This is a genomic window from Cupriavidus sp. D384 (assembly GCF_001652915.1).
Lineage (GTDB): Bacteria > Pseudomonadota > Gammaproteobacteria > Burkholderiales > Burkholderiaceae > Cupriavidus.
This window is the reverse complement of the sequence record NZ_BBQI01000102.1, coordinates 262,896-288,470: the sequence shown is the minus strand read 5'-3', so window position 1 is coordinate 288,470 and position 25,575 is coordinate 262,896. Positions and strand designations below refer to the sequence as shown.

Below are 25,575 nucleotides of genomic sequence, written 5' to 3'. Positions count from 1 at the left end.
CTCAGAAAACTGACTGGCTCGCGTCTCGCGACGCAAACCAACATGTTTTACTGTGCGAGCACTGATAACTTTTGAAGCATCACGCAGACCGGAGTCTGCGTGGCGTTCGCCATCAAGCGCCCACACTTATCGGTTGTTTGATTGTTAAAGAACCTCAGCGCCGGCTTTGCCGTTCGCTGTCGCTGCGTCGTTTTTCGTTGCAGCGGAGAAACGAGATTATGCAGAGCATTCAACGTTTCGTCAACAGTTTTTGCAGAACTTTTTTCTGCCGGTCAGCGCTGCAAACCCTCGCAACCCCAACCCCCTGCTGACCCCGCAAACCCTTGTCGCTGCTGCGTTTGCAGTGCGCTTCGTGTTGCGAGGGGGCGAATATTAGATGCCTTTCGGCAGGTGCGCAAGGGGTTTCGCAAAAGAATTTTCCGATCCCTTAGAATCGCCGGATGACGACGATGCCGGAACCGCCCACCTATCTCCCCGAACGCCTGTCCAGCCGGGACGCGGGGGCGCTTGATGCCCTTGCGCTGGCCACCGCGCTGGCCCGCCCCATTGCCTTTGTGGATCTGGAGACGACAGGGCCGGATGCCCAGCGCGACCGGATCACCGAGATCGGCGTCGTGGAAGTGGGCCCCGACGGCATTCACGAGTGGGACACCCTTGTCGATCCGCAGGCCAGCATCCCGCCATTTATCCAGGGGATGACCGGGATCACCGACGACATGGTGCGCGGGCAACCCACCTTCGCGTCGATTGCCGAACTATTGGCCGAACGGCTACAGGGCCGACTGTTCGTCGCCCACAATGCCCGCTTCGACTACGGCTTCCTGAAGAACGAGTTCCGGCGCGCCGGCGTGACGTTCCGCGCCGATGTCCTTTGCACGCTGCGGCTGTCCCGGTCGCTGTTCCCCTCCGTGGAGCGCCATGGGCTGGACGCGCTGATCGCCCGCTTCAACCTGATACCAAAGGGCCGCCACCGCGCGCTCGCCGACGCCGAACTGCTCTGGCAGTTCTGGCAGAAGATCCACGGCCTCTATTCCGTCGATCTGGTCGAGTCGGCTGTCAGGACGCTGGTCAAGCATGCCAGCCTGCCCGCCGGCCTGAGCGAGACCGCCCTGGACGATGTGCCAGACCGCCCCGGTGTCTATCTGTTCCATGGCGACGACGACGCCTTGCTATATATAGGCAAGAGCATCCACCTGCGGCAGCGCATTCGCGCTCATTTTTCCGGCGATCACACCAATCCAAAGGAAATGCGCATCGCACGTGCGGTCAGGCGGGTGGATTGGCGCGAAACCGGCGGCGAGATCGGCGCCTTGCTGCTGGAGGCAAACCTCGTCAAGACGCTGCGGCCGCTGCACAACCATCAGCTGCGGCACAACGAAGCGCTGTTCGCATGGGAAATGGTCGATGGTCTGCCCGCTCCCCGCCTGCGTTCGGATCGACAGGTGGACTTCAGCCGCCACGCCAGGCTCTATGGCGTATTTCCGAGCCGCGCCGCGGCACGCGCGCGCCTGCTTGCACTGGCCGAAGAGCATCAGCTTTGCCTGGTCACCCTGATGCTCGAGCCGACGGCGCGCCGTGGCAACCCCTGCTTTGCGCGGCAGGTGCAGCGCTGCGCGGGGGCCTGCACCGGTCATGAATCGCGGGCCGACCATCGCCAGCGCACGCTGGCCGCGCTCGATGCGCTGACGGTCATGCCATGGCCCTTCGATGGCGCGATTGCCTGGCGCGAGGGCGAGCAACCCGACCAGCCCTGGCATGTCATCGAGGACTGGTGCTATCTGGGAACCGCGCGGACGCTGGCGGAAGCCCAAGGCCTGACCGCCCTGCCAGCCCGCTTCGATATCGATACCTACCTGATCCTGGCGCCGCACCTCGCCAGCCTCAAGGCAACGGCGGTGCTGCTGGAATCGGCCCGCCCCTTTGTATTGACGGCCCCGATTGCGCCAATCGCATCCAGCGCACCAATTGCGGCCACGTTCACTGCACCCGACCAGGCCGAACCACCGCCAAAGCCGCGCGCCGCACCAAGGCGCACGGCGTCGCTGGCGGACGTCCAGCCATCGCTGTTTGGCTAAAAGGAGATAGGTCGCGGACGCCGTTTGGTGCGGCGGCGCGCATAGACGCGTTGCCAGCCCTCGGCCAAGCAGCTAGCCTCCGACAGGCGGGATTGCACCCGCGAGATGGAGCCGCCATGCCTGCTTCGCCCCGACCTGCCGCCTGCCGCGCCTTGCTGCTGGCTGCCGGCGCCATCATCCTGGCCACCGCGTGCGCCAATATCGAGGCCGGCACCATGCAGCGCATCTTCGATTCGTGGAAAGGCGTACCGATCGACCAGGCCAAGGCACAGTGGGGACCGCCCCAGTCGGTGCAAGCCGTGCCGGGCGGCACGGCCTATGTCTGGACAGACGAAATGCCCGTCGCCCGCCCGCCGGGCAGCGGCCCGCGCGATGCAGGGCTGGAGCCCCCGGCCAGGGTAGCCCAGTGCCAGCGCAAGCTGGTGGCCGGCCCCGACGGCAACGTCAGCCGCGGCGAATGGAGCGGCAGCGCGTGCTGCACCCAGAGCCTGGTCGGCACCTGTGCCGGACTGGCCCGCAAGGCCACCGGCTGATTACCGGCTGCGGTCGGGGCGCCAACCGCCCCGCCATCCTTCGGCCCGGCGGAACGTCTATCACGCAACCCGCCGATCCGTCGCTCGATCCATCAATCGATCTTCGCGCCCGACACCTTGACGGCCTGCCCCCAGCGCTTCTGCTCGCTGACGATCGTTGCCGCAAAGGCCTCCGGCGATTGCCAGGCCGGTTCGGCGCCCTGTGCCTCCAGCTTGGCCTTGGTGTCCGGATCCGCCAGCACGGTGCGCAGCGCGCCAGACAGCTTGTCGACGATTTCCTTCGGCGTGCCTGCCGGCGCCAGCACGCCGTAGAAGCCCACCACCTCGAAGCCCTTGAGGCCCGATTCTTCCATGGTGGGCACATCGGGCAGCGCCGGCGAACGCTTGCCCGACGTCACCGCCAGCGCGCGCACCTTGCCGGCCTTGATATGCTGGGTGAACAGCGGAATCGAGTCGGCCATCATCTGGGCCTGTCCACCCATTACGTCGGTCAGCGCCGGCGCGCTGCCCTTGTAGGGGATGTGGACGATAAACGTGCCCGACGCCTGCTTGAACATCTCGGGCATCAGGTGCGAAATACCGCCATTGCCGCCCGATGCAAAGTTGAGCTTGCCGGGATTCGCCTTGGCATAGGCGATGAATTCCTTCAGGTTTCTGGCCGGCACGTTGTTGTTGACGACCATCACCAGCGGAATCAGCGCGGTACGTGCCACGGGCGCGAAATCCTTGGGCATGCCATACGGCAGCTTGGGATAGAGCGAGCCGTTGATCGCCATCTGGCCAGTATTGGCGATCAGCAGCGTATAGCCGTCGGGCGCGGCCTTGGCCACGTTGTCCGATCCGATATTGCCGGCGGCCCCGGCCTTGTAGTCGAGCACGACGGTCTGGCCCAGGATCGGCTGCAGCTTTTCCGACAGGATGCGTGCATGGGTATCGACCGGCCCGCCAGGCGGAAAGCCCACCACCATGCGAATCGGCTTGTCCGGCCAGGCGGCCTGCGCGGCGCCGGCGGCCAGTGCCAGCGGGGTAAGGACCATGGCGGCCAGGGCAAGCCGGGCGCGGCGGGTACTGAACAACGTCATTTCTCTCTCCGGATGCGGCCCCGCTCTATGCGGCAGGGACCGGTCCGGTATTGTGACGTTTTTATGACATTCTTGTGAAGCGCTTTTACCGCCGACTGAAAGCCCCTGTCCGGGGCGGCCCTATTCCAGCACGATGCCTCGCGCCTTGATCAGGGCGCCCCATTTTCTTACCTCGCCATCGATAAAGCCCGCAAAGTCCGCGCTGCTGCCCGGCGACGGCTGAAGACCCAGCGCCAGCAGCTTCTGGTTGATCTGCGGGTCGGCCAGTGCCTGGCTGGCATCGCGATTGATCTGCTGCACGATGGCCGGTGGCGTGCCGGCTGGCGCCACGATACCGAACCAGCCGTAGCCCACCACGCCGGGCACGCCCTGTTCGGCAAAGGTTGGCGCGTCGGCATGGACCGGCGTGCGCGCGTCGGCGGCCACCGCGATCACGCGCAGCTTGCCGGCCTGGATAAACGGCAGCGCCGTCGTGATTGCCGTCAGGGTGGCATCGACGCGGCCCGCCAGCAGTTCGGTATAGGCCGTGGCATCGCCCCGGTAATGGACGTTGAGCGCCTTGAACCCCGACTGCGCGGCAAACAACTCGGCAGTCAGATGCGGCCCCGAGCCGATGCCCGGCGATGCGAACGTGACGCCGTCGGGCTTCTGCTTCGCCATCTTCACAAAATCCGCCACGGTCCTGACCGGCGAACCGGCATTGACGATCAGGAACACCGGCCCCAGCACGCGCGGCCCCACGGCGACAAAATCCTTGTGGATATCGAACCGCTGCGACAGCCCTGCAGCCGTGTTGATGGCGAACGGCGCGGCGGCCCAGAGCAGCGTATAACCATCGGCCGTAGCGTGCGCCACGTTTTCGCTGGCCACGCGCGTGCCGGCGCCGGGCTTGTTCTCCACCACCACCTGCTGGCCGTACTTGCGGCTCAGCGCCTCGGCCAGCACGCGCGCCGACGTATCGTTCGATCCGCCGGGCCCGTAGGGCGACACCAGCCGCACCGGCTTGCCCGGCCACGTATTGCCGAAGGCGTGCGGCACCACGCCGGCCAGTGCCACCGCGCCCAGCAGGCGGCGGCGCGTCAGTTGCGATGGGGTCATGATGCCTCCCTCACCCGCTCGATGGCGGGATAGCGATAGGTGCGGTCAAGGTGTTCCGGCTGGGGCACGTACAGGCGCAGCGCCACATAGAATGCCCCGGCCGGCGCCGGCAGCCAGTTGCCATGCAGTGCACGATCCTTCGGCGGCTGTGCCGACAGGTACAGCGTCAGGCTGCCGTCAGCGCCACGGGCCAGCGTGGGCGACCGGTCGCCCAGCGAGTAGCGCGCCAGCGCGTTCGGCACCAGCATGCAGTCGCCCTTGTCGTACATGGTCAGCGACCAGAACGCGCCCACGCGCGGCAGGTTGTCGGCCGCAAAGTGCAGCCGGTAGGCATGGCCGCCTTCGAGCGGCGTGCCATCGGCACAGCGGTCGGCCATCACGTACATGGCCTCCTGCACGCCCAGCGCACCAATATAGTTGCGCGCCACCAGCGCGCGTTGCAGGTAGTGGGTGCCGAACGACTCGCGCACGTCCACCGACATCGCCCAGCCGCCGCCCATGTCGGACGCCTGCGGTTCGGCCAGGTCGGCCAGCACGCCCTGCAGCGCCTCGCCAAGCACCTCGAGCTGCAACGGCGTGGGCGCGAGTCCCTTGCCGATCCCGGCGTCGGCAAAGCGGGCCACCATGCCGGCTTCGGCGCGCGGCGGCGGGTTGTCCGCAAGCATCTGGTTGACTATCGCGGCAAAGCGCCGGGGATCGCCCAGATGCTCGCGCGGCTGCATGCCGACATCGAAGGCAAACGCGGCAGGTTCGCCATCGAGCCGCTTCAGTGCGATGGCGTCCTGCAACGCATGGCCGGCGGCCAGGTCGGCATCGCCGTCCACCAGCAGCCGACCGATCATCCACACGGCGTTGGTCGGACATGCGATGGCCTGCATGCCGGCCGGCACCTCGCCACGCCATTCGGGCCCGTGCAGCAGAAAGCGGCCCGCACCGGTGCCGGTGGTGCGGCTGCCCAGGTACCCAAACGGATTGGTATAGAAATCGAGCAGGCCCAGCACGTAGTAGCGGCCGGCAAAATCGGGCACTTCCAGCACCACGGGCTCGCGCGACAGGTCGAGCCAGGCATTGGTGTACAGCGTGTCGTTGTTGGGCGTGACCACCTGGCGATGCTGCGGCCCCAGCAGTTCGCGCGTGTGGATCAGGTGGTTGACCCAGCGCAGCGAGGAATCGGGGCCGTCGCCGGCAAACTGGCCGGCGCGGTTGCGGCGCGGGCAGGTGGCCGCGCGCATGCGGGCCATCTCGTAGAGCGGCAAGGTGTAGATTACGGCTTCGCGCGCCAGCTGCGGCAGGCTGGCGCTATCGGCGGTGCGGGTTTCGGACATGGGCGGGTGTCTCCTTTTCTCTTATATATAGGGATGCGTGTTCCGCGCCGGCCTCAGCCGATCCGGCGGACTGCGGGAATCGTGTACTGGCCGGCGATAAAACCGGCGGACGGGTGGTACAGCCGCAGGATCAGGTAGAACGGGCCGTCAGGCGCGGGCAGCCAGTTGGCATCGTCGGCCGGCCGGGCATGTCCGATGGGGATGACCAGCGTGCCGTCCGCCTCCATGCGCAGGCCGGGGGTGCGGTCGCCAACCGCATAGCGGCCGATCTCGTTGGCCGAAAAATAGCGATCCTGCCCATAGAGCGATACCGACCAGAACGCTTCGGCCGGCGGCAGCATGCCGGGCGGAAAGCGCAGTTCGTATCGGTGCTGGCCTTGCAGCGGCTCGCCATCGGCGTCGAAATCGGCCATTGCGTACACCGCCTCGTCCCCGCGCAGCGCGCCCAGCCCCTTCATGGCCGTGCAGGCGCGCAGCATCCAGTCGTCGCCATAGATTCCCAGTCGCATGCTGTAGCCCCAGGCCTTGTGTCCCTGGCTGCGGGTATGGGCTTCGATCAGCGCCATGCCCTGGGCGTAGGCGCTGCGCAGGCCATTGACGATCGACGGCCGCAGTGCCGCCACTTCCACGTCGTCCTCAAGCCGCATGCCCACCTTGCGCAGCAGCGTGAACAGGCCCTGTTCCTGTGCGCTGGGCGGGAAATCGCGCATCGCCCGGAACAGGTTCTGGAAGAAGTCCACGCCGGCATCGTCGGTGTCCTGCCACTGCGCCACGCTGGCCGGCCGGGCCGGGCCGGCGCTTTGCACAACCTGGAAGCCCTGCTCGAAGGCATTGGCACGTGCCAGGTCGTCGGGGTCGGTCACCAGCACGCGGCCAATCACCCAGACCAGCGCGGTGGGCGCCTGCACCACATGCACACCGCTGCCACGCTGGCCGGGCCCGACGATCTCGACGTTGGCGCCTTCGCGCGGCACGCTGCGCGGGCCCAGGTTGGCGAAGTTGTTGGTGTGGGCATCCAGCAGTTCCACCACGTAGTAGCGGTCGGCATCGGGCAGCGCGGGCACGCGGATCGTGGCCGGGCCGTCCGCCAGGTTGAGCCAGCCGCAGAAGTAGAGCAGGTCGTTGGCGGGCGTGACGATGTCGCGGTCTTCGTGGGTCCACTGGCGCGCGCTGGCGGACAGCATGTTCATCGGCGCACGGCCGTAACGCGTCGGGGCATCCACCGACGTCTGCAGGCGGCAGGTGCGCAAGGTCTCGATCAGCGGGTAGCCGTAGATCACCAGCGGCAGCGCGGCAGCAGCCACCAGGGCCTCCTGCGGGCTGGCGTGGACAGGCGAGGCAATGGCGGGATGAGCGGGAAAGGCAGGATGGTTCATGTCGATGATTCGGATGGATGGGGATATCGGGTTCATTCCAGCGCGGCGCCGCTCGATGTCACGAGCGCGGCCCACGCCCGCGCGTCGTCGCGCATCTGGCTTGTGAACTGCGTGCGCGACACGGGCTGGTAGCGCATGCCCATGGCCGCGATCTGCGCCTGCAGCGCGCTGTCCTGCATGGCAACGTGTACCGCGCCTTCCAGCCGGTCGACGATGGCCGGCGGCGTCCTGGCCGGGGCGAACAGCGCGTACCAGCTGTCGACGCGGAACGCGATGCCCGACTCGGCGAGCGTCGGCACATCGGGCAGCGCGGCCGATCGCTCGGACCCCGACACGGCCAGCGCACGCACCTTGCCACTGCGAATCAGCGGCAAGGTGCCGGCCAGATCGGACATGGCGATGGGCACCGTGCCGCCCATCACGTCGTTCAGCATCGGCGCCACACCCTTGTAGGGCACGTGCCGCAAATGGATGCCCGCGGACACGTTCAGGCTTTCCCCCGCCAGATGGCCGCCGGAGCCCTGGCCCCACGAGCCATAGGCCAGGTCCGCGCCGGGCTGCTTCGCCATCGCGATCAGCGCGCGCACGTCATGGGCCGGGAACGCCGGATTTGCCACCAGTACATTGCCGCCGTAAGCAATGCGGCCGATGGGCACGAAATCGCGCAGCGGGTCGTAGGTCAGCTTCGGGAAGATCGCCGGGGCAATGGCATGCGTGGCCGAGATGCCAAGTACGATCGTGTAGCCGTCGGGCGCGGCGCGAGCCACCTGTGCCGTGCCGATGGTGCCGGTGGCGCCTGCCACGTTTTCGACCACCACCGTGCCCTTGAGCACGGTCGACAGGCGCGCGGCCACCATGCGCCCCACCACATCGGTGCCGCCGCCGGGCGGAAACGGCACCACCAGCCGGATGGGCTTGCCGGGATATGCATCGGCGGCAACTGCCACGGGCAACGTCATTGCGCCTGCCACCCCTGCCGCCAGCCACAACGCCAGCGCGTGCCGCATCCTGCGAATCGTTGATCGCATGATCTGTCTCCGTATTGTCTGGATGGCCGCTGCGTCAGCGCAGCGTGATGACAGCGTCCGCCGCAACGAGCCCGCCGGGGCCAACGATGAACGGGTTGATTTCGAGCGTATCGAGCCGGTCGCCAATCGCTGCAGCGGCACGCGACACATTGACCAGTACGTCGGCCACGGCGTCGAGGTCGATGGCCGGATGACCACGGTGCCCGCTGCACAGCGCAGCGGCCCGGCTCTGCGTCAGCATTGCACGGGCGCGTTGCCGCGACAGCGGCGCCAGGCCAAAGGCCATCTGCCGGAAGATCTCCACGGCGGTGCCGCCGATGCCGGCCAGCGCCACCAGGCCGAACACCGGATCGCGCCGCACGCCCACCATGATCTCGCCCCAGCCGCGTGCCATGCCGGCGACGATGGCCCCTTCGAACGGCACGGCGTGGCCGCCGGCGTCGCAAGCGTGCGCAGCCGCCTGGCGCGCCGTTTCGAACGCGGCACGCACGGCATCGGCGTCGCGCAGGTTCAGCACCACGCCGCCGATATCGCTCTGGTGCAGGATATGGCGCGAGCAGATCTTGACGGCCACCGGGTAGCCGATCGATGCGGCAAGCGCCACGGCGGCATCGGCATCGCAGGCCACACCGTGCGGCACCACTGGTACGCCGGCTTGCGCCAGCAATGCCATGGCTTCGGCCTCCGACAGCGCGGAGGCGTCGGCAGGCATGACCTGCCGCAGGCCCGGCAACGCGGGCGCACCGTCATCGCCATGCGAAGTCGCCTCCAGGGCCGCAGCCTTTGCCAGCGCCGCCACGGCTTCCATCGTGTGTGCGGGTTCGCGGAACACCAGGCAGCCGCGCGCTTCGAGCCACGCGCGCTTGTCGTCGTCCATCACGCCCGAGATCAACAGCGGCGCGGCGTGCCGATCGGCCTCCAGCGCGGACACGGTGTCCTGCAGCACGGGCCACAGGCGCGGCGCATTGACGCCGCCGGCCAGGAATGCCGCCACCGCGCCATACTGGCCGCAGCGCGCCACATTCGCCAGCGCATCGACAAACACCTGCGGCTGCGCCACGACCTGACCGGTGACGTCGATGGGATTGGCAGTGCTGGCAAACGGAATGGCCGTGCGCAGCGCCCGGGCGGCGGCATCGGGCATCGGCGGCAATGGCAGACCCAGCGTCTCGGCGCTGTCCGCCATCATGATGCCCACGCCGCCCGACACCGTGACGATCGCCACCGGCGCCACAGCATCCGCGGCGAGGCCCGACGGCGACTGCCATTGTGCCGGCCGGCGTCCGCGCGCCAGCGTATAGCCCAGGCGGAAAAATGCTTCGAGCGTATGCGCGCGATGCACGCCATATTCGTCGAACACGGCCTGGTACACGGCGTCTTCGCCGGCCAGGCTGGCCGTATGCGATTGCGCGGCACTGGCGCCCGCTGCCGTGGTACCCACTTTGGCGATGACCACGGGCTTGCCGGCAGCGCGCGCGGCAGCCAGCGCGCGGCGCAGACGCACGCCGTCGCGCGCGCCTTCGATATAGGCCAGGATCACATGCGTCTGCGGATCGTTGGCTAGCCACTCGATCACGTCGGCCACCTGCAGCCCGGCCTCGTTACCCGTGGTCACCCAATGGCTCAGGCCCAGGCCTGCCTCGCGCGCCAGCGCAAACGCGTACGCGCCGAATGCACCGCTCTGGCTGACCAGCCCCACATGCCCGACCGGCGGCACGCCACCGAGCGGAATTGGCGAGAACGTGGCGAACATGCGCTCGCGCAGGTTCATCGCGCCCAGGCAGTTGGGGCCCAGCAGTTGCACGCCATGGGCGCGGGCTTGCGTGGCGAGTGCGTGCTGCAGGTCGCCGCCGCCGCTGACTTCGGCAAAGCCCGAGGTGAACACCACGGCGGCCCGCGTGCCGGCCTGGCCCAGTTGCGTCATCACGTCCGGGGCGGCGGGCGCCGGCACGGCCACGATGGCAAGATCCACGGGCTCGCCGATGTCGGCCACCGACGCGTAGGCGCGCAGCCCCTGCACGGTATCGGCGCCGGGATTGACCGGAAACACACGGCCGCCATAACCGAGTTCGCCAAGCAGGCGAAGCGGCACGCCGCCCACCTTTTCGGGCTGCGTCGATGCGCCGATCACCGCGATCGAGCGCGGGCACAACAAGGGCTGCAGGTCCTGCATGGTGTCTCCGTTGATGACGCCCCGGTACGTGCCAAGGCGTTCTGTCGTGCGGGCGATCCGGGCCCGCGCCCGGCGGCTAGCGTCCCACGCCGGCCATGTTCTCGATGGCGCGCACCATCTCGCGCAGCAGCGGCGCCACGCGCTTTTCCATCATCCCGCGCCTGACGCGCAGGCCCGGCAGCGCGCAGTTGAACAGCAGCGGCCGGTTCAGGTAGGTGATGCGCGAATAGACCCCCACGCCATGGATGTCTTCGCCGGCATCGCCTTCGTTGAGCGTGAAGCCGCGCTTGGGGTAGTGCGCCACGTTATGGCAGACGGTCTCGTAGCACACGGCAAATTCCTGCGGACGGTCGGTGCGCGCCAGCATCATCAGCTTCTCGAACTCGCTTTTCGACAGCGTGCAGAGGAACGCCCGCCCCATTGCCGTGGTCAGCACCGACCGCACCGCGCCCACGGCCGGCCGCGCGGACGTGCCCTCCATGTGCGTGCACGACTCCAGGTACGTCACGTCGAGCCGGTGCGCCACGCCCATCGACACGGCACCCTCCACCTGGTTGGCGAGCGTTTGCATCAGCGGTCGCGCCAGATGGCGCACCGGCAGCCCGGCCAGGTACGGATAGCCCAGCGCCAGCACCTGCGCGCCCACAAAGTACTTGTCGAGCTTCGGGTCCCAGTCGAGATAGCCCAGCTCGAACAGCGTGCGGCAGATGCGCGATACCGTGGCGCGCGGCAGTTGCAGCCGCTGCGACAGTTCGCCGTTGCCCAGCGGGCGCGGATCGTCGATGAAGCAGCGCAGCAGCGCAAACCCCTTGGCCAGCAGCCCGCCGAACGAGGGATCTTCGCGGCGGCGTTCGGCAATGAATTGTTCGACCGGGGTGTTCATGGGCATGTCGTCTCCTGGATTCCAGTGTGGGCGTCGATTCGGCATCATGTCAAAAAGCGGAACGAATTTCCATATATTGGAAATCCGGAGCGTAAACCCTGACTTGACGGTGCATCGGGCCGAATCGTAAGGTGCAAAACCGAATCCGAATTCGCATACGGAAAAGCCCATGCAAGCCCCTGCCACACGTACCGAAACCGCCACTCCCGCCACGGCGTTCCCGCGCGTGGACACGTCGTCAATCCTGCAGCCTCCGCGCCAGCGCCGCGCCAAGGAGACCGAGCAGGCCCTGCTGACGGCCGGGCGCCAGCTGCTGGCTGAACGCGATTTCGCGGCCGTGTCGGTGGCGCAGATCGCCGCGGCATGCCAGGTGTCCGTGGGTGCGTTCTACGGCCGGTTTCGCGACAAGATGGCGTTCTTCGATGCGCTGCGTGCGTCGGTGATGGAGGAATCCGATGCGTCGGTGGCGCGCTACATGGCCGAACATCGCTGGCAGGAAGCCCCGGCGGCCCAGATCATCGAGAAGACCATGCGCTTCATGGTCAATGGCTGCCGCACCAATCGCGGCGTGATTCGCGCTTCACTCAAACACGCCACAACCCACCCCGAGCAATGGCTGCCGCACCAGAAGAACGGCCAGGAGCTGATCGACCGGCTCGTGATCCTGCTGGTGCCGCGCCTGTCCGGCCCGGCCGCCGAAGCCGAACTGCGCGTGCGGTTCGCGATGCAGATGGTGTTCGGGATGCTGGTCAACGCCGTGCTGAACAACCCGGGGCCGCTGCATCTGGATGACGAACGCCTGCCCGTGGAAATGGCACGCATGCTCGGCCGCTATCTGGGCATTGACGTGGGCACCGACGCCTGACCACGCCAGGCCAGCCCAACCGCATTCCCTCGCTTCATTTGTCCAACCGCCCGCATCAGCCGCAGTCATAGCGGCATGTCTGGCATGCAGACCGGGCACAAAAAGAGGAGACACACCATGAAGCAAACCATGTTGCCGCGCCGGCGGTGGGCGACACGCGTTGCCTGCGCGGCGCTGGCGCTGCTGCCGCTGGCCGCGTTGGCGCAGGGCGACTATCCGACCAAGCCGATCCGCCTGGTGGTGCCCTATCCGGCCGGCGGGCTGACCGACACGCTGGCACGCCAGGTGGCCGACGGGCTGTCCAAACGGCTGGGCCAGCCGGTGGTGGTGGAAAACAAGAGCGGCGCGGGCGGCATTATCGGCACCGATTTCGTTGCCAAGTCGGCACCTGACGGCTACACGCTGCTGATGACGATCCCGGGTCCGATCACGGCCAACCTGGCGCTGTACAAGAAGCTGCCCTACGATCCGCGCACCGACCTGCGCCCGGTCTCGGACGTGGCGATGGCCCGCACGGTGCTGGCCGTCAACAGCGCCGTGCCGGTCAAGACCGTCAACGAGCTGATCACCTACGCGAAGAAAGAGCCGGGCAAGCTGCGCATGGGATCGTGGGGACCGGGCACGCAGCCGCACACCATCCAGGCCTATATGGACAAGACCTATGGCGTGGACATCCTGCATGTGCCGTATCGCGGCGAAGGGCCGATGGTCACCGATCTGCTGGCCGGGCAGGTCAACGTGACGATCGGTTCGGTCACCACGCTGCGCCAGCACATCGCCACCGGCAAGCTGCGCCCGCTGGCCGTGGCCGGCACCACCCGCGCCAGGGCCCTGCCCGACGTGCCGACGTTCGCCGAGGCTGGCTATGGCGATGCGGCCTACAAGATCGTGGGGCCGACCACGCTGCTGGTGCCGGCGAAGACACCTGACGCCATCGTCGAGCGGCTGGGCCATGAAGTGGCGTCACTGGTCAGGACCCCCGAGCTGCAGGCAAAGATCGACGAAATGGGCGCCGAGCCGATCGGCAACACCCCGCCCGAGGCCGAACGTGCGTACAAGGCCTATCTTCCGGTGGTGCTGAAGCTGACGGCCGATACCGGCGTGACGCTCGACTGACTTCGGTCCTTTGCCAGCGACGTGCCACCCGTGGCACGGCATGCAGCGAAACCATGGCCGTCATGAATTCCTGCGGGCCTTGCTGGGCCCGCAGGCATCGCCCGACTAGAATCGCGCCATATCCTCTTTGCAGATTTCCACATCATGGCCACGCTCTTCCTGGTCCGTCACGGCCAAGCCTCGTTTGGCGCCGCCAACTACGATTGCCTGTCGGATGTCGGCCGCCAGCAGGCCCGCTGGCTTGGCGAGTATTTCAAGGACCGGGGCGTCGAGTTCAAGCGCGTGGTGGCCGGTTCGCTGGTGCGCCAGCAGGACACCGCCACCGAAATCCTGAGCGGCATGGGCACCACGGACTTTGCGGTGGACACGCACAAGGGCCTGAACGAATACGACGGCGAAGCGCTTTACCGCAGCTTCACCAATGGCGCCGATCATCGCGCGCACCAGAACGGCGACTACCAGGATTACTGGCGCACGTTCCGCGCGGCATTCGCGGCGTGGACGCAGGACCAGCTCACCGGCATGCCCGAAAGCTGGGGCGAATTCGGCACGCGCATGCAGGCCGCGCTATCGACGGCCACCGAGGGCGCCGCACGCGAGGACGCCCTGCTCGTGGTCAGCTCTGGCGGCGCCATTGGCCGGGCCATCGCCGACCTGCTCGGTGCGCCCACGCAGACCGCCATCGAGCTGAACCTGCAGTTCCGCAACACCGGCTTCTGCGAACTGATCGTTGGCCGCGGCACGCAGCGCCTGCTGAGCTTCAACAACGTGCCGCACCTGGAACACCCCGAGCGGCGCCGCGCGATCACGTTCGCCTGACCGGCTCCGCCCTAGCGCTGCGACAGCGCCAGCTTGCCGGCCAGCGCCAGGAAAACCGTTCCCGCAAACCAGTTCACGGCGCGCTGCACGCGCGCCGAGCGCATCAGCACGCGGCCGAACAGGCCCGAGAACCACGCGATGGAGCCGAATACCAGCAGCGTGGCCACGATAAAGGCAAAGCCCAGCACCATGATCTGCAGCGCCACGTGACCCTGCTTCGCATTCACGAACTGCGGCAGGAACGCCAGGAAGAAGATCACCACCTTGGGATTGGTCAGGTTCATGACCACGCCGCGCAAGTACATGTTCTTGACTGGGCGCGCAGCGGCTTCATCCTTGCCGATTTCCCCCACCGGCGCGCGAAACGCCTGCCACGCCAGATAAACCAGGTATAGCGCGCCGACGATCTTCAGCACGGTGAACGCCACCGCTGAGGCCGCCAGCAGCGCGGCCAGGCCCACGGCCACCACTGCCGTATGGACTAGCAGGCCCGTACACAGACCCAGCACCACGGTCAGCCCCGCACGCGTGCCGTGCATCGCCGATTGCAGCAGCACGAAGATGTTGTCGGGCCCCGGCGCCAGGCTCAGCAGGACGGCGATTCCCAGGAAAGGCAGCAGTGTTTCAAGCGGCGGCATGTGGGCGCTCCAGGAAAGTGAGACGCCATGGTAGCCGATGGCTCCGCCACCCGCGTGCCGGCGCTTTTCTGCAGGATCGATGAATCCATTCAAACAATCAATTTATCAGCACAATCGCGGCGGCCTATATTCGAGTCGCCTCCCGCGCATGACGGGACGGCCATTCGAAAACAAAGACGAGGAGACATCGATGGAAGCACGTGCACATGGGCGGCACGCGGCGGCGCTCGCCCTTGCGGCAACGGTCACGCTGCTCGCGGCCTGCGGCGGCAGTGACGACAACGGCGGCAGCAGCAATGGTGGCAGTGCCGGCACTGGCGGCAACAATGGCAATGGCTCGACCCGCACGCCGGCCGTGACCCTGAAAATCACGGGCACACAGGATTTCGCGGGCACCTATGGCAGCGTCGGCCAGTACGAGCAGGTGACCGGCACCGTCAGCGGCGAAGTCGATCCGAAGGACCCCAAAAACGCCATCATCCAGGACCTGTCGCTGGCACCGGTCAACGCCAATGGCATGGTCGAATACTCGGCTGACTTCGTCATGCTCAAGCCGAAGGACATGAGCAAGGCCAGCGGCGTGCTGCGCTACGACGCGCCCAACCGCGGCAACATCCTGACGATGCCCAATCCATCCGCCGCGCCCAGCGACGCGGTGTACCTGGAGCGCGGCTACGTGCTGCTGTATTCGGCCTGGCAGGGCGACGTACCCAAGTCCACCGCCGCGCGCCTGACCGTGACGGTGCCCGTGGCGAAGAATGCCGACGGCACGTCCATCACCGGCACCTACCGCTCGGAACTGGTACCCACCGCCGCCTCTCCGATGATGTCGCTGCCCGGCGGCGTGTTCAACGGGACGATGCTGCCCTACGCGCCTGCCAGCCTCGACAACACGCAACCCGGCTATTCGCTGACCCGGCGCATCAACGAGACCGATCCGCGCGTGGCCATCCCCGCCAGCGACTGGAAATTCGCCAAATGCGATGGCGGCAACCCCTTCCCGGGTACCGCCGACCCCGCCAGCATCTGCCTGCGCGGCGGCTTCGATCCGCAGTACCTGTACGAACTGGTCTACGTGGCAAAGGACCCCAAGGTCATGGGCGTGGGGCTGGCCGCCTTGCGCGACACGGTCAGCTTCTTCCGCAACAAGGCTGCGGATAGCGCCGGCACGCCGAATCCGCTGGCGGGCCGCATCCGGTACGCGATTGGTCAGGGCACCTCGCAATCGGGCAATGCCATGAAGACGTTCCTGCACCTGGGCTTCAACCAGGCGCTGGACGGCTCGAAGGTGTTCGATGGCATCTACGCCCATGTGGCCGCGCGGCAGACCAATATCAACACGCGCTTTGCCGTGCCCGGCGGCGGCGGCGGCCTGCGCACCGACCACACGGCCTTCGGCCAGACCGCGCCGCGCGGGCTCGATACGAACTATGTGGACGACATCTCCGGCAAGACCGGCGGCGTGATGGCGCGCTGCTCGGCCAGCAGCACCTGCCCGAAGTTCTTCCTCGGATTGTCGGGCACCGAGTTCTGGCAATTGCAGGGCTCGCCGGTGCTGACCGACGCCAACGGCTTCCGCGACCTGAAGCAGCCCGACAACGTGCGCATCTATTACTACACGGGGACACAGCACGGCGGCGCGGGCGGCGCCAGCAGCATCGCGTTCGCCCCCACGCGCAATGTCTATCCGGCCGGCACGGTGATCCACCACAACGACACGTTCCGCGCGTTGTTCATCGATCTGGAGGACTGGGTGGTGAAGGGTACGACGCCGCCGGCAAGCCAGGTCCCGGCCCTGGCCGACGGCACGCTGGTGCGGCCTGCCAGCCTGACGCTGCCCGCGATGAAAGGCGTGAGCTGGCCGGTGTCTGGCGCGTCGACGCCGATTCCCGACTTCCAGTACCTGGCGCGCTACAACGGCTATCCGCTGCTCGACTTCGGCCCGCAGTACCGGCGCGAGGATGAATCCGGCATCGCCACGATCCTGCCCCCCGCCTATCTGAACCGCGACTACGCGATCCTGGTGCCGCAGACCGACGCATCGACCGGCATCCCGCGTGCGGGGATCCATAGCGTGGAAGCGCGGGCGCCGATCGGCACCAGCCTGGAGTTCAACTACGTGGCGACTGCGGGCATCGTCGACCTGTCCAACCTGACCGGATCGTTCATTCCGTTCCACAAGACCGAGGCCGCGCGGGCGGCTGCGGGCGACGGACGTCCGTCGCTGGAATCGCTCTATACCGACCAGGCCGGCTATGTGGCGGCCGTGACCGCGGCGGCCAACGACCTCGTGACGCAGCGTTTCCTGCTGCAACGCGATGCCGATGCGATCATCGCCCGCGCGGTGGCAAACCCGGTACTGCCCTGACGCGGCCCGGGCGGGGGATCGGGCGTCTACATCAGGCGCGCGATGGCCTCCGCCCGGATCGACTCGGCCTTGACCTTCAGGCGCAGCGCGATGTCGGCGCCGCGTTCGTTAGCGACGCGCTCGATAAAGGCGGAGCGGACCACGTCGTTCAGCGTGGCGACATGCGAGGCTTCGCAGAACATCTTCCATGCCATCGGCTGACCGCTGTATTCGTCGCGGCGGCGCAGCATCGCGGCGTCGATGGCAGCGACGATGGCTGCATCGATCTCGGCATCGCGCACGATCACGGCGTTGGGGTGAGCGGCAAGGGTCTGGAACATGATGGTCTCCTGGTCGGCTAGTCTGGCGCTGCGTTTCAAATCGTGTTCTCCGATCAGGTTCTGCAAACGACATGCCAATATCGGCAGGCCGGGGCCGTCTCCATACCCGCGTTTCAATCAACAGCCCGCCAGGGCGCGCCGCGCGGACATTCCGGGAACCGTTACCCCACTTCAGACGGGCGCCTGCGGGCCCTCGCAACGGCCGACGGCCGACGTTCCACAAACAAAAAAGGCGTTACGGGTTACGTAACGCCTTGCTCGTTTCGGGTAACAGCCATCATGCACGCGCGCCGTCCAGGTACGGGTCGAAGGTGCGGGCCGGGGCAGCGGAGACGCCCACGTTATCGAGCCCGGCGACGAAGCGCGCGCCATCGGTGTAGGGGTCGGCATTACGGGCGCCGTCCAGGTACGGGTCGGCGGTGCGTCCGGGGGCGGCCGAAACGCCAATCTTGTCGAGACCGGCTACCGTGCGGGCGCCGTCCGTGTACGGGTCGGCATTACGGGCGCCGTCCAGGTAAGGGTCGGCGGAGCGTCCCGGGGCGGCCGAAACGCCAATCTTGTCGAGACCGGCTACCGTGCGGGCGCCGTCCGTGAAGGTATCGGGCTTGCCGACGCGGGCGCCGTCGGTAAAGACGTCGTGCGTGCGGAATTCATAACCGTACTTGTCAGCCGCAACCGTGCTGCGGAACGTGTAGCCATACTTGTCTGCCGATACCGTTTCAGCCTGGGCGGCACCGAGGGCGGCCAGCGACAGAACCAGGGTCGAAGCGATCTTGAGGGCGGTGGTCTTGGTCATGATTTCTCTCCGTAAAAGATTTTGCAGATTTATTCAGTTTGTATGAATGGTCCCGGCGCGCTTCGTTGCTGCTGCTTTCTTGTTTGCGCTGTGTTGCGCGCCGTCCATGAACAGAACTATAGGCCTGCCGCCCGGGGCGAAAGTGATCCATTCGCGGACAAGTTGTTCAGTTTTTTTGAATTCAGGAAACTTCCCGCCAAGCGCCGGCAAACCGACGTGTTGGCGGCTGCCTGCTGCAATGCGCTACAGTGACGCGCATGCTGGCTACCTGATGGCGATCAACTCCGTCCGCATTTCCGACATGCACAGCTTGCGCCCCCGTCTTCCGGCCCTGGCATGGCTCCAGGCCATTCTGCTGATGCTGCTCCTGAGTGGCCCCGCCTTTGGCGCCGGTTCGCCGCTGCTGAATGCCATCAAGGCCCCCGCCGCCGACAAGCCCGCGTCGGCATCCGCCGCCAGCGACGCGCTGGCCAGTTCGCTCGACCAGGTCATCGGCACGCTGCAGAGCGACACCGAACGGCAGGCGCTGGTCACCCAACTGCAGACCTTGCGCCGGGGACTGGATGCCTCCGCCCCGGCCGCAGCCGCCAGCACGCCGGCACCCGGGCTGATCGGCGCGGTGGCACAGGCCCTGCAGGACATCGACAACACCTCGCACAGCAGCCGCGGCCCGTGGCAGTACTGGCGCTGGCGCATCCGCTTTGCCGGGGAGGAACTGCGCGAGGCGATCACGATTGGCGACACGCGCGGCGCGCTGGAATCGTGGCGCGAGTTCGGCATCGTGCTGGCCGGCTGGGCGCTCACCGGCTGGCTGCTGTTTGAACTTTCGCGCCGGCTGCACCGCAACCGGCTGCGTCCGGCGCGCTCCACCGAGTTGCCGCTGGTGCCGTCGTGGGTCGATGTCGGCATTTATTTCCTGCGCCGGATCGGGCCGTGGATCGTCGCCTTTGCGCTCACGGTGCTGCTGGCCTTCAAGGTTTTCGGCCGGACGCCGGCCAGCATGGGGGCGGTGCTGGTGGCCTATGCCATCGTGGCCGGCGCGCTGATGTCGGCGGTCTGCCAGGTCATCTTTGCGCTGTTCCAGTCCGGCCACCGCGCCCATGCGGTGCGCGACCTGCTCAGGCATTCGCCGATCCTGCTGTTCGTCACAGGCGCCCTGGCCGCGCTGGGCGAAGCCAATACCGATACCCGCGTGATCGCCGCGCTGGGCGTCAACCTGTCTGCGCTGGTAAGCACCTTCGCCAATATCCTGGCCGCCGTGCTGATTGGTGTCTTCACGGTGCGGTTCCGCCGGGCCATCGGGCAGCTGATCGCGTTCCGCCCGTTTGCGTTCCGGCAGGACCACCCGGCGCTGATGGAACTGCTGCGGATGGCGGGCCAGGCCTGGTATCTGCCCATGCTGGCAGTGGTGGGGGCGTCGGTCGTCGGCACGATCATGGCGACCGGGCGCGCCGACGAATTCCTGCGCCGCGCCGTGGTCACCGTGGCGCTGTTCGTGGGCGCCATGCTGCTCACGCTGGTGGCGGGCCGCTCGCCCAAGGCCGCAGTCCGGGCACCCCGGCTGCGCGACCGCCGGCGCTCGGCCTACCTGCGGCGCTTTGGCCGTTTCGGCGTGGCGCTCATGCGGGTGATCATCTGGCTGGCGTTCCTGGAACTGAACGCGCGCATCTGGGGCACGTCGCTCATGATGCTGGCCGACTCGACCGTGCTGGGGCGGCATATCACGCGCTCCGTGCTCAGCGTGATCGGCGTGGTGTTGCTGGCCTGGCTGGTATGGCTGCTGATCGACACGGCGATCACGCAATCGCTGTCACCCACCAACAACCGTGCGGCGCAGCCCAGCCTGCGCGCCAAGACCATCCTGCCCCTGGTGCGCAACGCATCGTTCGTGGCACTGCTGGTGGTGGCGATGATTGCCGTGCTCGCCAACCTTGGGGTCAATGTCACGCCGCTGCTGGCCGGCGCCGGCGTGGTGGGCCTGGCCATCGGCTTTGGCGCGCAGAGCCTGGTGCAGGATCTGATCACGGGGCTGTTCATCGTGATCGAGGATTCCATCGCGATTGGCGATTCCATCGAACTGCCCGACCACGCCGGCGTGGTCGAGGGCATGACGATCCGCACGCTGCGGTTGCGCGATGGCAAAGGCGCTCTGCATACGCTGCCCTACAGCCAGATCAAGGCGGTCAAGAACCTGTCGCGCGACTACGCCTTTGCGGTGTTCAGCGTTTCCATTGCCTACCAGAGCGACTTCGACCGCGCGCTCGAGATCATCCGCGAGACCGGGGCCGAAGTGGCCCGCGACCACCGCTACGCCCGCAACCTGATGTCCGGACTGGACATCCTGGGCCTGGACCGCTTCGATCCGAACGGCCAGGTGGTGCTTGCCCAGTTCAAGACGCGGCCGCTGACCCAGGCCGAAATCTCGCGTGCGTTCAACGTGCGCCTCAAGCGCAACTTCGATGCCGAAGGCATCCGGATGGCGGCACCTTACGTGACCGTTCAGGTCGACGGCGGCAACAGCGGGGCCGCCGCCGAAGCTGCCTTGACGGCCGCAGCCGGCGCAGGCGCCGAATTAGTCACCTCGGCAAAGGGCAAGGCCTGACGTTCGCCACGCAAATGTGAAGCGCCGGGCGCGCGACCGGGGCGTTGTCGCATTTGCGCCATGGCGCCAACCGAACTTGGCCCCGAATCGTTTGAAATACGGAGGTCACCGCATTACTATCTCGCGAACTCAGGCAATCCGCGGGGGCCATCGGCCGTCTGCCCCGGATGCCGGAAAGGCAGGCGTGGCGCCGGGAAGCGGCGTATCCCCCTCCCTTCGCGGGATATTCCCGTACCCTGTTTTTGCAGGATCATCGCTGTACACATTTTTGAGGCCACGCGCTCCCAGTAACACCGGCCCGACAGTGTGACCATACAAAGAATGACCGCGCCTCGATGCAGCGGTCTTGAGGAAAAGGCGTTTGCCACCGGGGAAAAAAGAAATGGGCGAACACTTGTCTGCCGACGACGTCTTCTATCGTCTGGTCGATAGCATCTATGAATCCGCCATGGACGTGGCGGCCATGCCGGCGGCCCTCGACCTGTTCTCCCGCTACACCTGTTCCGCCAGCCCAAGTTACCTGATCTGGGACAAGCTCGCGGGCCAGACTCGTCTGGGCGTCACGCCACACGGTTGCTTTACCAGCATGAGCACCATGCCCGAAAGCATGCGGGCGCTGCCGTCGCACGCTGCCGTGGCGGCCACCGCCGATGCCGGCATGCTGCCCGTGCCCGACCCGGACGGCCCCACACCCTTTGACTGCAACGGCCTGGCCAATGGCATCCGCCTCTTCGACACGCACGATGTCTGCGTCTGGATGAGTGCGACACCGGGTTGCGATACCTGCCGGCCATTCGATTGCAACCGGCGCGTGGCGCAGGTGATGCCGCACTGGGCGCGCGCTGCGCGCATGCAGCATCGCAATTTCGAGCTGAGCGGCCTGGCATCGATGGGGCTGGCCGGACTCGACACACTCGATTTCGGGGTGATGGTGCTGCAGGCCGACATGCGCGTGCGCTACGCCAACAGCTGGGCCGAGGCGCTGGTGCAGGCCGACTCCAACCTGGCGCTGGACAACGGCGTGCTGTGCGCGCATGCCGAATCAATGCAATCGGTACTGACCAGGCTGCTGGACAATGCCGTACACGGCGGGCGCCCTGGCGGCGCCGCGGCGGGCTCGTGGATGCACATCACCTCGGGCGGCCAGCCCGTGCCGATCATCGTCATGCCGCTGGTATCGCGCCAGCCGGTGGAAGGGCCGTGGCAGTTGCCGATGGCCATGATGCTGCTGGGCAATTCCGAATCCCGTTCGGTGCTTGACGCCGCCGTGCTGACTTCGCTGTTCGGGCTGTCGCGCAAGGAGAGCATCATCGCCATCCGCCTGGCGGCCGGCGAAACGCTCAACGAGATCGCCGAGCGCGAATTCCTGTCGCCGCACACGGTGCGCGTGCATATCCGCGACACGCTGCGCAAGACTGGCACGCACCGCCAGTCGGAACTGGTGCGCCTGCTGCACCTGCTGCCCGGCGTGGACCTGGAACGCGTGGGCGCGTGCTCGACGGCCCGGCCGCGCGGGCAGGGGCGTCCCCGGTAACATCACCTCCCGGATGCACCCCCGCCGGGCGGCGGGGGGCGCGCCAATGAAGCGCTAGGCTGCCTTGCGATGCAGATTGTGGCGGCGCTCCGGCTTGCACTCGTATTTGAGTTCGCGCCGGCCGTCCTCGTAGACCACTTCCAGACGCACCGTAAAACCCCACAACCGCGTGACGTGGCGGATCACCTCGTCGAAATTCTGCGCCAGCGGACGGCGGTCCTGCTGCAGATGGCGCAATGTGAGAGAACGGTCGCCGCCGATATCGACATTGGTCACCTGGATATTGGGCTCCATGTTCGACAGATCGTACTGGGTTGCCAGCAGGCGGCGGATCTCGCGATAGCCTTCGTCGTCGTGGATGGCCGTCACGCGCAGCTTGCCCTCGCGATCATCGTCCAGCACCGAGAACAGCTTCAGCTCGCGAATCACGCGCGGCGACAGGAATTGCAGCAGGAAGCTCTCGTCCTTGAAGTTGCGCATCGCAAAGTCGAGCGTCTGACGCCAGTCGCTGCCGGCAATCTCGGGCGCCCAGCGCCTGTCTTCCTCGGTCGGGTTCTCGCACATGCGGCGCAGGTCCTGGAACATCAGGAACCCCACCGTGTACGGATTCAGGCCACTGTAGTACGGGCTGTGGTAGGGCGGCTGGTAGATGACGTTGGTATGCGCCTGCAGCAGTTCCAGCATGAACGCATCGTTGACCAGCTTTTCCTCGTACAGCTGGTTGATGATGGTGTAGTGCCAGAACGTGGCCCAGCCCTCGTTCATGACCTTGGTCTGCCGCTGCGGATAGAAGTACTGGGCGATCTTGCGCACGATGCGCACGATCTCGCGCTGCCACGGCTGCAACTTCGGCGCGTTCTTCTCGATGAAGTACAGCAGGTTTTCCTGCGGCTCCGGCGGGAAGGTCACCTCGTACTCGGCGGTTTCCTCCTCCTCGCGCAGGGCATGGGGCCGGTGCTTCGGCAGCGTGCGCCACAGGTCGTTGACCTGCATCTGCAGGTAGTTCTCGCGTTCAGCCTGGCGCGCCTGCTCCTCGGTGATCGACAGCTTCTTGGGCCGCTTGTAGCGGTCCACCCCGTAGTTCTGCAGCGCGTGGCAGGAATCCAGCAGCATTTCGACTTCCTGCTCGCCATAGCGCTGTTCGCACTCGGCCACATAGTTCTTGGCGAACAGCAGGTAGTCGATGATCGCGTCCGCGTTGGTCCAGGTTCGGAACAGGTAGTTGCCCTTGAAGAACGAGTTATGGCCGTAGCAGGCATGCGCGATGGTCAGCGCCTGCATCGGCATCGTGTTCTCCTCCATCAGGTACGCGATGCAGGGATTGGAGTTGATCACGATCTCGTAGGCCAGCCCCATGTAGCCGCGCTGGTAGCCGCGTTCCGAAGCCAGGAAGTGCTTGCCGTACGACCAGTGGCTGTAGCCGACCGGCAGGCCCGCCGACGCATAAGCGTCGAGCATCTGCTCGGCCGTGATGATCTCGATCTGGTTCGGATAGGTGTCCAGCCCGAATTCGCCGGCAATGCGGGCAATTTCGCGGTCATAGCGCTGGATCAGCTCGAAGGTCCACTCCGAGCCCGTCGAAAGATAGGCCATAGACTTCCCCAGTGACATGCCGGCCCGCGCCACGCGCAGTACCGGTTTGCTGCCGAATGCCTTGCTACCTGTTGGCCGGCCAGGCCGCGCGCTTCTGGAACAGGTCGTGCAACACGGGATAGATCTCGTCCGCACCAATGATGCGCTGCATCGCAAAGTGCTCGAACTGGCTCTTTACCGTGAGGTACTCTTCCCACAGATTCTGCGGCTCTTCCGAGGCCACCTCCACATACGCGTAGTACTGCACCAGCGGCAGGATCGACTCGCGCAGCAGCCGGCCGCACAGCTCGGAATCACCGGCCCAGTTATCGCCATCCGACGCCTGGGCGCAATAGATGTTCCACTGGCTGGGCGGATAGCGGTCATGAATCACTTCCACCATCAGCTTCAGCGCGCTTGAAACCACGGTACCACCGGATTCCCGGGAATGGAAGAAATCCTCCTCTTCCACCTCCTTGGCAACCGTGTGATGCCGGATGAATACCACGTCGATGCGCTCGTAGTTGCGCTTCAGGAACAGGTACAGCAGCATGAAGAAGCGCTTTGCCAGGTCCTTGCGGCTTTCGTCCATCGAACCCGACACGTCCATCAGGCAGAACATCACGGCCTGCGCCTGCGGCCGCTTCTTCAGCACGCGGTTGTTGTAGCGCAGGTCCAGCTTCTCGATGAACGGCACGCGGTCCACCTGGGCGCGCAGATGGCGCATCTTTTCCATCAGCGCCTCGGCCTGTTCGGAGTACGGGCCTTCCTTCTCGAGCACCTCGTTGTACTCGATCTCCAGTTCGTGCAACCGCTTCATGTAGGGACTGGACAGCGCGATGCGCCGTCCGAGCGAACTGCGCATGGTGCGCAGGATCGACAGGTTCGATGGCGTGCCGTCGATCGAGAATCCGGCGCGCACCTTGCGCACCTCGGCTATCTTGGCAAGGTGGCGCTTCGCCAGGTCCGGCAGCGCCATGTCCTCGAAGAAGAAATTGAGAAAGTCCTCGCGCGACAGCGTGAAGACGAAATCGTCCTCGCCTTCGCCGCTGTCGCTGGCACGAGACCCGGTGCCACCGCTGCCCTGCTGCTGGCGGTCGAAGCTGTCACCCCTGACGAACTTCTTGTTGCCTGGGTGAATCCACTCCCGCTTGCCGCCCTGGCCGTGATGGAAGATCGGCTCGGAGATGTCCTTGACCGGAATGGACACCTGCCCGCTCTGCTCGATGTCCATGATCTTCCGGCCGGACACCGCCTTCGCCACCGCCTGCCGGATCTGCTCGCGGTAGCGCTTGATGAAGCGTTGCTTGTTGACGGCGCTCTTGTTGCCGCCGTTCTCGCGCCGATCGATGACCGTGCCCATATGCCGTCC

At 66.5% G+C, this 25,575-nt stretch carries 20 protein-coding genes; 8 read left to right on the top strand and 12 right to left on the bottom strand.

Translation table 11 applies throughout. The annotated features are described in order from the left end of the window. Nucleotides 1–449 precede the first annotated feature (449 nt). The gene (locus tag A9J21_RS27330) at nucleotides 450–2,075 is read left to right on the top strand and encodes a 3'-5' exonuclease family protein (protein WP_066741269.1); all 1,626 of its coding nucleotides are present in this window, start codon (nucleotides 450–452) and stop codon (nucleotides 2,073–2,075) included. Nucleotides 2,076–2,191: 116 nt separating this feature from the next. Then, nucleotides 2,192–2,608, top strand: coding sequence for a hypothetical protein (locus A9J21_RS27325; protein WP_066741193.1), 417 nt, complete (start codon nucleotides 2,192–2,194; stop codon nucleotides 2,606–2,608). 92 nt (nucleotides 2,609–2,700) lie between these two features. Here the strand turns inward: A9J21_RS27325 and A9J21_RS27320 are convergent, their stop codons facing one another. The 7 genes from A9J21_RS27320 to A9J21_RS27290 form a co-directional block, all read right to left on the bottom strand. Then, nucleotides 2,701–3,690, bottom strand: a complete 990-nt coding sequence (locus A9J21_RS27320) for a tripartite tricarboxylate transporter substrate binding protein (RefSeq protein ID WP_066741191.1) — start codon at nucleotides 3,688–3,690, stop codon at nucleotides 2,701–2,703. Nucleotides 3,691–3,810: 120 nt separating this feature from the next. Next, a complete protein-coding gene (locus A9J21_RS27315) occupies nucleotides 3,811–4,788 on the bottom strand; it encodes a tripartite tricarboxylate transporter substrate binding protein (RefSeq protein ID WP_066741189.1) in 978 nt (325 codons plus the stop codon). Next, on the bottom strand, nucleotides 4,785–6,113 hold the full coding sequence (locus A9J21_RS27310) for a DUF1254 domain-containing protein (protein ID WP_066741187.1): 1,329 nt from the start codon (nucleotides 6,111–6,113) through the stop codon (nucleotides 4,785–4,787). The genes A9J21_RS27315 and A9J21_RS27310 overlap by 4 nt, the downstream gene beginning before the upstream one ends. A gap of 53 nt (nucleotides 6,114–6,166) precedes the next feature. Continuing rightward, entirely contained in the window at nucleotides 6,167–7,489 is a 1,323-nt protein-coding gene (locus A9J21_RS27305) for a DUF1254 domain-containing protein (RefSeq protein ID WP_066741185.1), read from the bottom strand. 32 nt (nucleotides 7,490–7,521) lie between these two features. After that, nucleotides 7,522–8,517 (bottom strand): tripartite tricarboxylate transporter substrate binding protein, encoded by a 996-nt coding sequence (locus A9J21_RS27300; protein WP_066741183.1) that lies wholly within the window; start codon nucleotides 8,515–8,517, stop codon nucleotides 7,522–7,524. A 34-nt stretch (nucleotides 8,518–8,551) separates the two neighbouring features. Continuing rightward, nucleotides 8,552–10,690: an acetate--CoA ligase family protein gene (locus A9J21_RS27295; RefSeq protein ID WP_066741182.1), complete on the bottom strand. Its 2,139-nt coding sequence runs from the start codon at nucleotides 10,688–10,690 to the stop codon at nucleotides 8,552–8,554. A gap of 76 nt (nucleotides 10,691–10,766) precedes the next feature. Then, on the bottom strand, nucleotides 10,767–11,573 hold the full coding sequence (locus A9J21_RS27290; RefSeq protein WP_066741181.1) for an IclR family transcriptional regulator: 807 nt from the start codon (nucleotides 11,571–11,573) through the stop codon (nucleotides 10,767–10,769). 169 nt (nucleotides 11,574–11,742) lie between these two features. Between A9J21_RS27290 and A9J21_RS27285 the strand changes: the two genes are divergently transcribed. The 3 genes from A9J21_RS27285 (at nucleotide 11,743) to A9J21_RS27275 (ending at nucleotide 14,373) form a co-directional block, all read left to right on the top strand. Continuing rightward, complete coding sequence (locus A9J21_RS27285) at nucleotides 11,743–12,438, top strand: TetR/AcrR family transcriptional regulator (RefSeq protein ID WP_066741179.1); 696 nt, start codon at nucleotides 11,743–11,745, stop codon at nucleotides 12,436–12,438. Between the two features lie 117 nt (nucleotides 12,439–12,555). Beyond that, nucleotides 12,556–13,554, top strand: coding sequence for a tripartite tricarboxylate transporter substrate binding protein (locus tag A9J21_RS27280; protein ID WP_066741177.1), 999 nt, complete (start codon nucleotides 12,556–12,558; stop codon nucleotides 13,552–13,554). Between the two features lie 144 nt (nucleotides 13,555–13,698). Continuing rightward, nucleotides 13,699–14,373, top strand: coding sequence for a histidine phosphatase family protein (locus A9J21_RS27275; RefSeq protein ID WP_066741175.1), 675 nt, complete (start codon nucleotides 13,699–13,701; stop codon nucleotides 14,371–14,373). A gap of 11 nt (nucleotides 14,374–14,384) precedes the next feature. Here A9J21_RS27275 and A9J21_RS27270 read toward each other — a convergent pair whose 3' ends face one another. Continuing rightward, nucleotides 14,385–15,011 carry a LysE family translocator gene (locus A9J21_RS27270; RefSeq protein ID WP_066741173.1) on the bottom strand — a complete coding sequence of 209 codons (627 nt, stop codon included), beginning with the start codon at nucleotides 15,009–15,011 and terminating at the stop codon, nucleotides 14,385–14,387. A gap of 190 nt (nucleotides 15,012–15,201) precedes the next feature. Here A9J21_RS27270 and A9J21_RS27265 point away from each other — a divergent pair, with 190 nt between their 5' ends. Next, on the top strand, nucleotides 15,202–17,379 hold the full coding sequence (locus A9J21_RS27265) for an alpha/beta hydrolase domain-containing protein (RefSeq protein WP_066741171.1): 2,178 nt from the start codon (nucleotides 15,202–15,204) through the stop codon (nucleotides 17,377–17,379). Between the two features lie 26 nt (nucleotides 17,380–17,405). On the opposite strand, the gene A9J21_RS27260 is transcribed toward A9J21_RS27265, so the two are convergent. Both A9J21_RS27260 and A9J21_RS27255 read right to left on the bottom strand, forming a co-directional pair. Then, entirely contained in the window at nucleotides 17,406–17,699 is a 294-nt protein-coding gene (locus tag A9J21_RS27260; RefSeq protein ID WP_231907059.1) for a hypothetical protein, read from the bottom strand. A 277-nt stretch (nucleotides 17,700–17,976) separates the two neighbouring features. Next, entirely contained in the window at nucleotides 17,977–18,495 is a 519-nt protein-coding gene (locus A9J21_RS27255; protein WP_066741170.1) for a copper resistance protein CopQ, read from the bottom strand. Between the two features lie 271 nt (nucleotides 18,496–18,766). On the opposite strand from A9J21_RS27255, the gene A9J21_RS27250 reads away from it, so the two are divergent. Continuing rightward, nucleotides 18,767–21,097 carry a mechanosensitive ion channel family protein gene (locus A9J21_RS27250; RefSeq protein WP_231907058.1) on the top strand — a complete coding sequence of 777 codons (2,331 nt, stop codon included), beginning with the start codon at nucleotides 18,767–18,769 and terminating at the stop codon, nucleotides 21,095–21,097. Between the two features lie 382 nt (nucleotides 21,098–21,479). After that, nucleotides 21,480–22,631: a helix-turn-helix transcriptional regulator gene (locus tag A9J21_RS27245; protein ID WP_066741169.1), complete on the top strand. Its 1,152-nt coding sequence runs from the start codon at nucleotides 21,480–21,482 to the stop codon at nucleotides 22,629–22,631. Nucleotides 22,632–22,685: 54 nt separating this feature from the next. Here A9J21_RS27245 and A9J21_RS27240 read toward each other — a convergent pair whose 3' ends face one another. Beyond that, the gene (locus tag A9J21_RS27240; RefSeq protein WP_066741168.1) at nucleotides 22,686–24,224 is read right to left on the bottom strand and encodes a SpoVR family protein; all 1,539 of its coding nucleotides are present in this window, start codon (nucleotides 24,222–24,224) and stop codon (nucleotides 22,686–22,688) included. A 64-nt stretch (nucleotides 24,225–24,288) separates the two neighbouring features. Further along, nucleotides 24,289–25,566 (bottom strand): YeaH/YhbH family protein, encoded by a 1,278-nt coding sequence (locus A9J21_RS27235; RefSeq protein ID WP_066741166.1) that lies wholly within the window; start codon nucleotides 25,564–25,566, stop codon nucleotides 24,289–24,291. Between the last annotated feature and the right edge of the window lie 9 nt (nucleotides 25,567–25,575).

What these genes read in the sequence shown, in the direction of transcription:
- A9J21_RS27310 (WP_066741187.1), bottom strand. Translation starts at nt 6,113, where the DNA reads ATGTCCGAAACCCGCACCGCCGATAGCGCCAGCCTGCCGCAGCTGGCG.
- A9J21_RS27235 (WP_066741166.1), bottom strand. Translation starts at nt 25,566, where the DNA reads ATGGGCACGGTCATCGATCGGCGCGAGAACGGCGGCAACAAGAGCGCC.
- A9J21_RS27255 (WP_066741170.1), bottom strand. Translation starts at nt 18,495, where the DNA reads ATGACCAAGACCACCGCCCTCAAGATCGCTTCGACCCTGGTTCTGTCG.
- A9J21_RS27260 (WP_231907059.1), bottom strand. Translation starts at nt 17,699, where the DNA reads ATGTTCCAGACCCTTGCCGCTCACCCCAACGCCGTGATCGTGCGCGAT.
- A9J21_RS27305 (WP_066741185.1), bottom strand. Translation starts at nt 7,489, where the DNA reads ATGAACCATCCTGCCTTTCCCGCTCATCCCGCCATTGCCTCGCCTGTC.
- A9J21_RS27315 (WP_066741189.1), bottom strand. Translation starts at nt 4,788, where the DNA reads ATGACCCCATCGCAACTGACGCGCCGCCGCCTGCTGGGCGCGGTGGCA.
- A9J21_RS27285 (WP_066741179.1), top strand. Translation starts at nt 11,743, where the DNA reads ATGCAAGCCCCTGCCACACGTACCGAAACCGCCACTCCCGCCACGGCG.
- A9J21_RS27240 (WP_066741168.1), bottom strand. Translation starts at nt 24,224, where the DNA reads ATGGCCTATCTTTCGACGGGCTCGGAGTGGACCTTCGAGCTGATCCAG.
- A9J21_RS27290 (WP_066741181.1), bottom strand. Translation starts at nt 11,573, where the DNA reads ATGAACACCCCGGTCGAACAATTCATTGCCGAACGCCGCCGCGAAGAT.
- A9J21_RS27295 (WP_066741182.1), bottom strand. Translation starts at nt 10,690, where the DNA reads ATGCAGGACCTGCAGCCCTTGTTGTGCCCGCGCTCGATCGCGGTGATC.
- A9J21_RS27330 (WP_066741269.1), top strand. Translation starts at nt 450, where the DNA reads ATGCCGGAACCGCCCACCTATCTCCCCGAACGCCTGTCCAGCCGGGAC.
- A9J21_RS27270 (WP_066741173.1), bottom strand. Translation starts at nt 15,011, where the DNA reads ATGCCGCCGCTTGAAACACTGCTGCCTTTCCTGGGAATCGCCGTCCTG.
- A9J21_RS27280 (WP_066741177.1), top strand. Translation starts at nt 12,556, where the DNA reads ATGAAGCAAACCATGTTGCCGCGCCGGCGGTGGGCGACACGCGTTGCC.
- A9J21_RS27320 (WP_066741191.1), bottom strand. Translation starts at nt 3,690, where the DNA reads ATGACGTTGTTCAGTACCCGCCGCGCCCGGCTTGCCCTGGCCGCCATG.
- A9J21_RS27245 (WP_066741169.1), top strand. Translation starts at nt 21,480, where the DNA reads ATGGGCGAACACTTGTCTGCCGACGACGTCTTCTATCGTCTGGTCGAT.
- A9J21_RS27325 (WP_066741193.1), top strand. Translation starts at nt 2,192, where the DNA reads ATGCCTGCTTCGCCCCGACCTGCCGCCTGCCGCGCCTTGCTGCTGGCT.
- A9J21_RS27250 (WP_231907058.1), top strand. Translation starts at nt 18,767, where the DNA reads ATGGCGATCAACTCCGTCCGCATTTCCGACATGCACAGCTTGCGCCCC.
- A9J21_RS27265 (WP_066741171.1), top strand. Translation starts at nt 15,202, where the DNA reads ATGGAAGCACGTGCACATGGGCGGCACGCGGCGGCGCTCGCCCTTGCG.
- A9J21_RS27300 (WP_066741183.1), bottom strand. Translation starts at nt 8,517, where the DNA reads ATGCGATCAACGATTCGCAGGATGCGGCACGCGCTGGCGTTGTGGCTG.
- A9J21_RS27275 (WP_066741175.1), top strand. Translation starts at nt 13,699, where the DNA reads ATGGCCACGCTCTTCCTGGTCCGTCACGGCCAAGCCTCGTTTGGCGCC.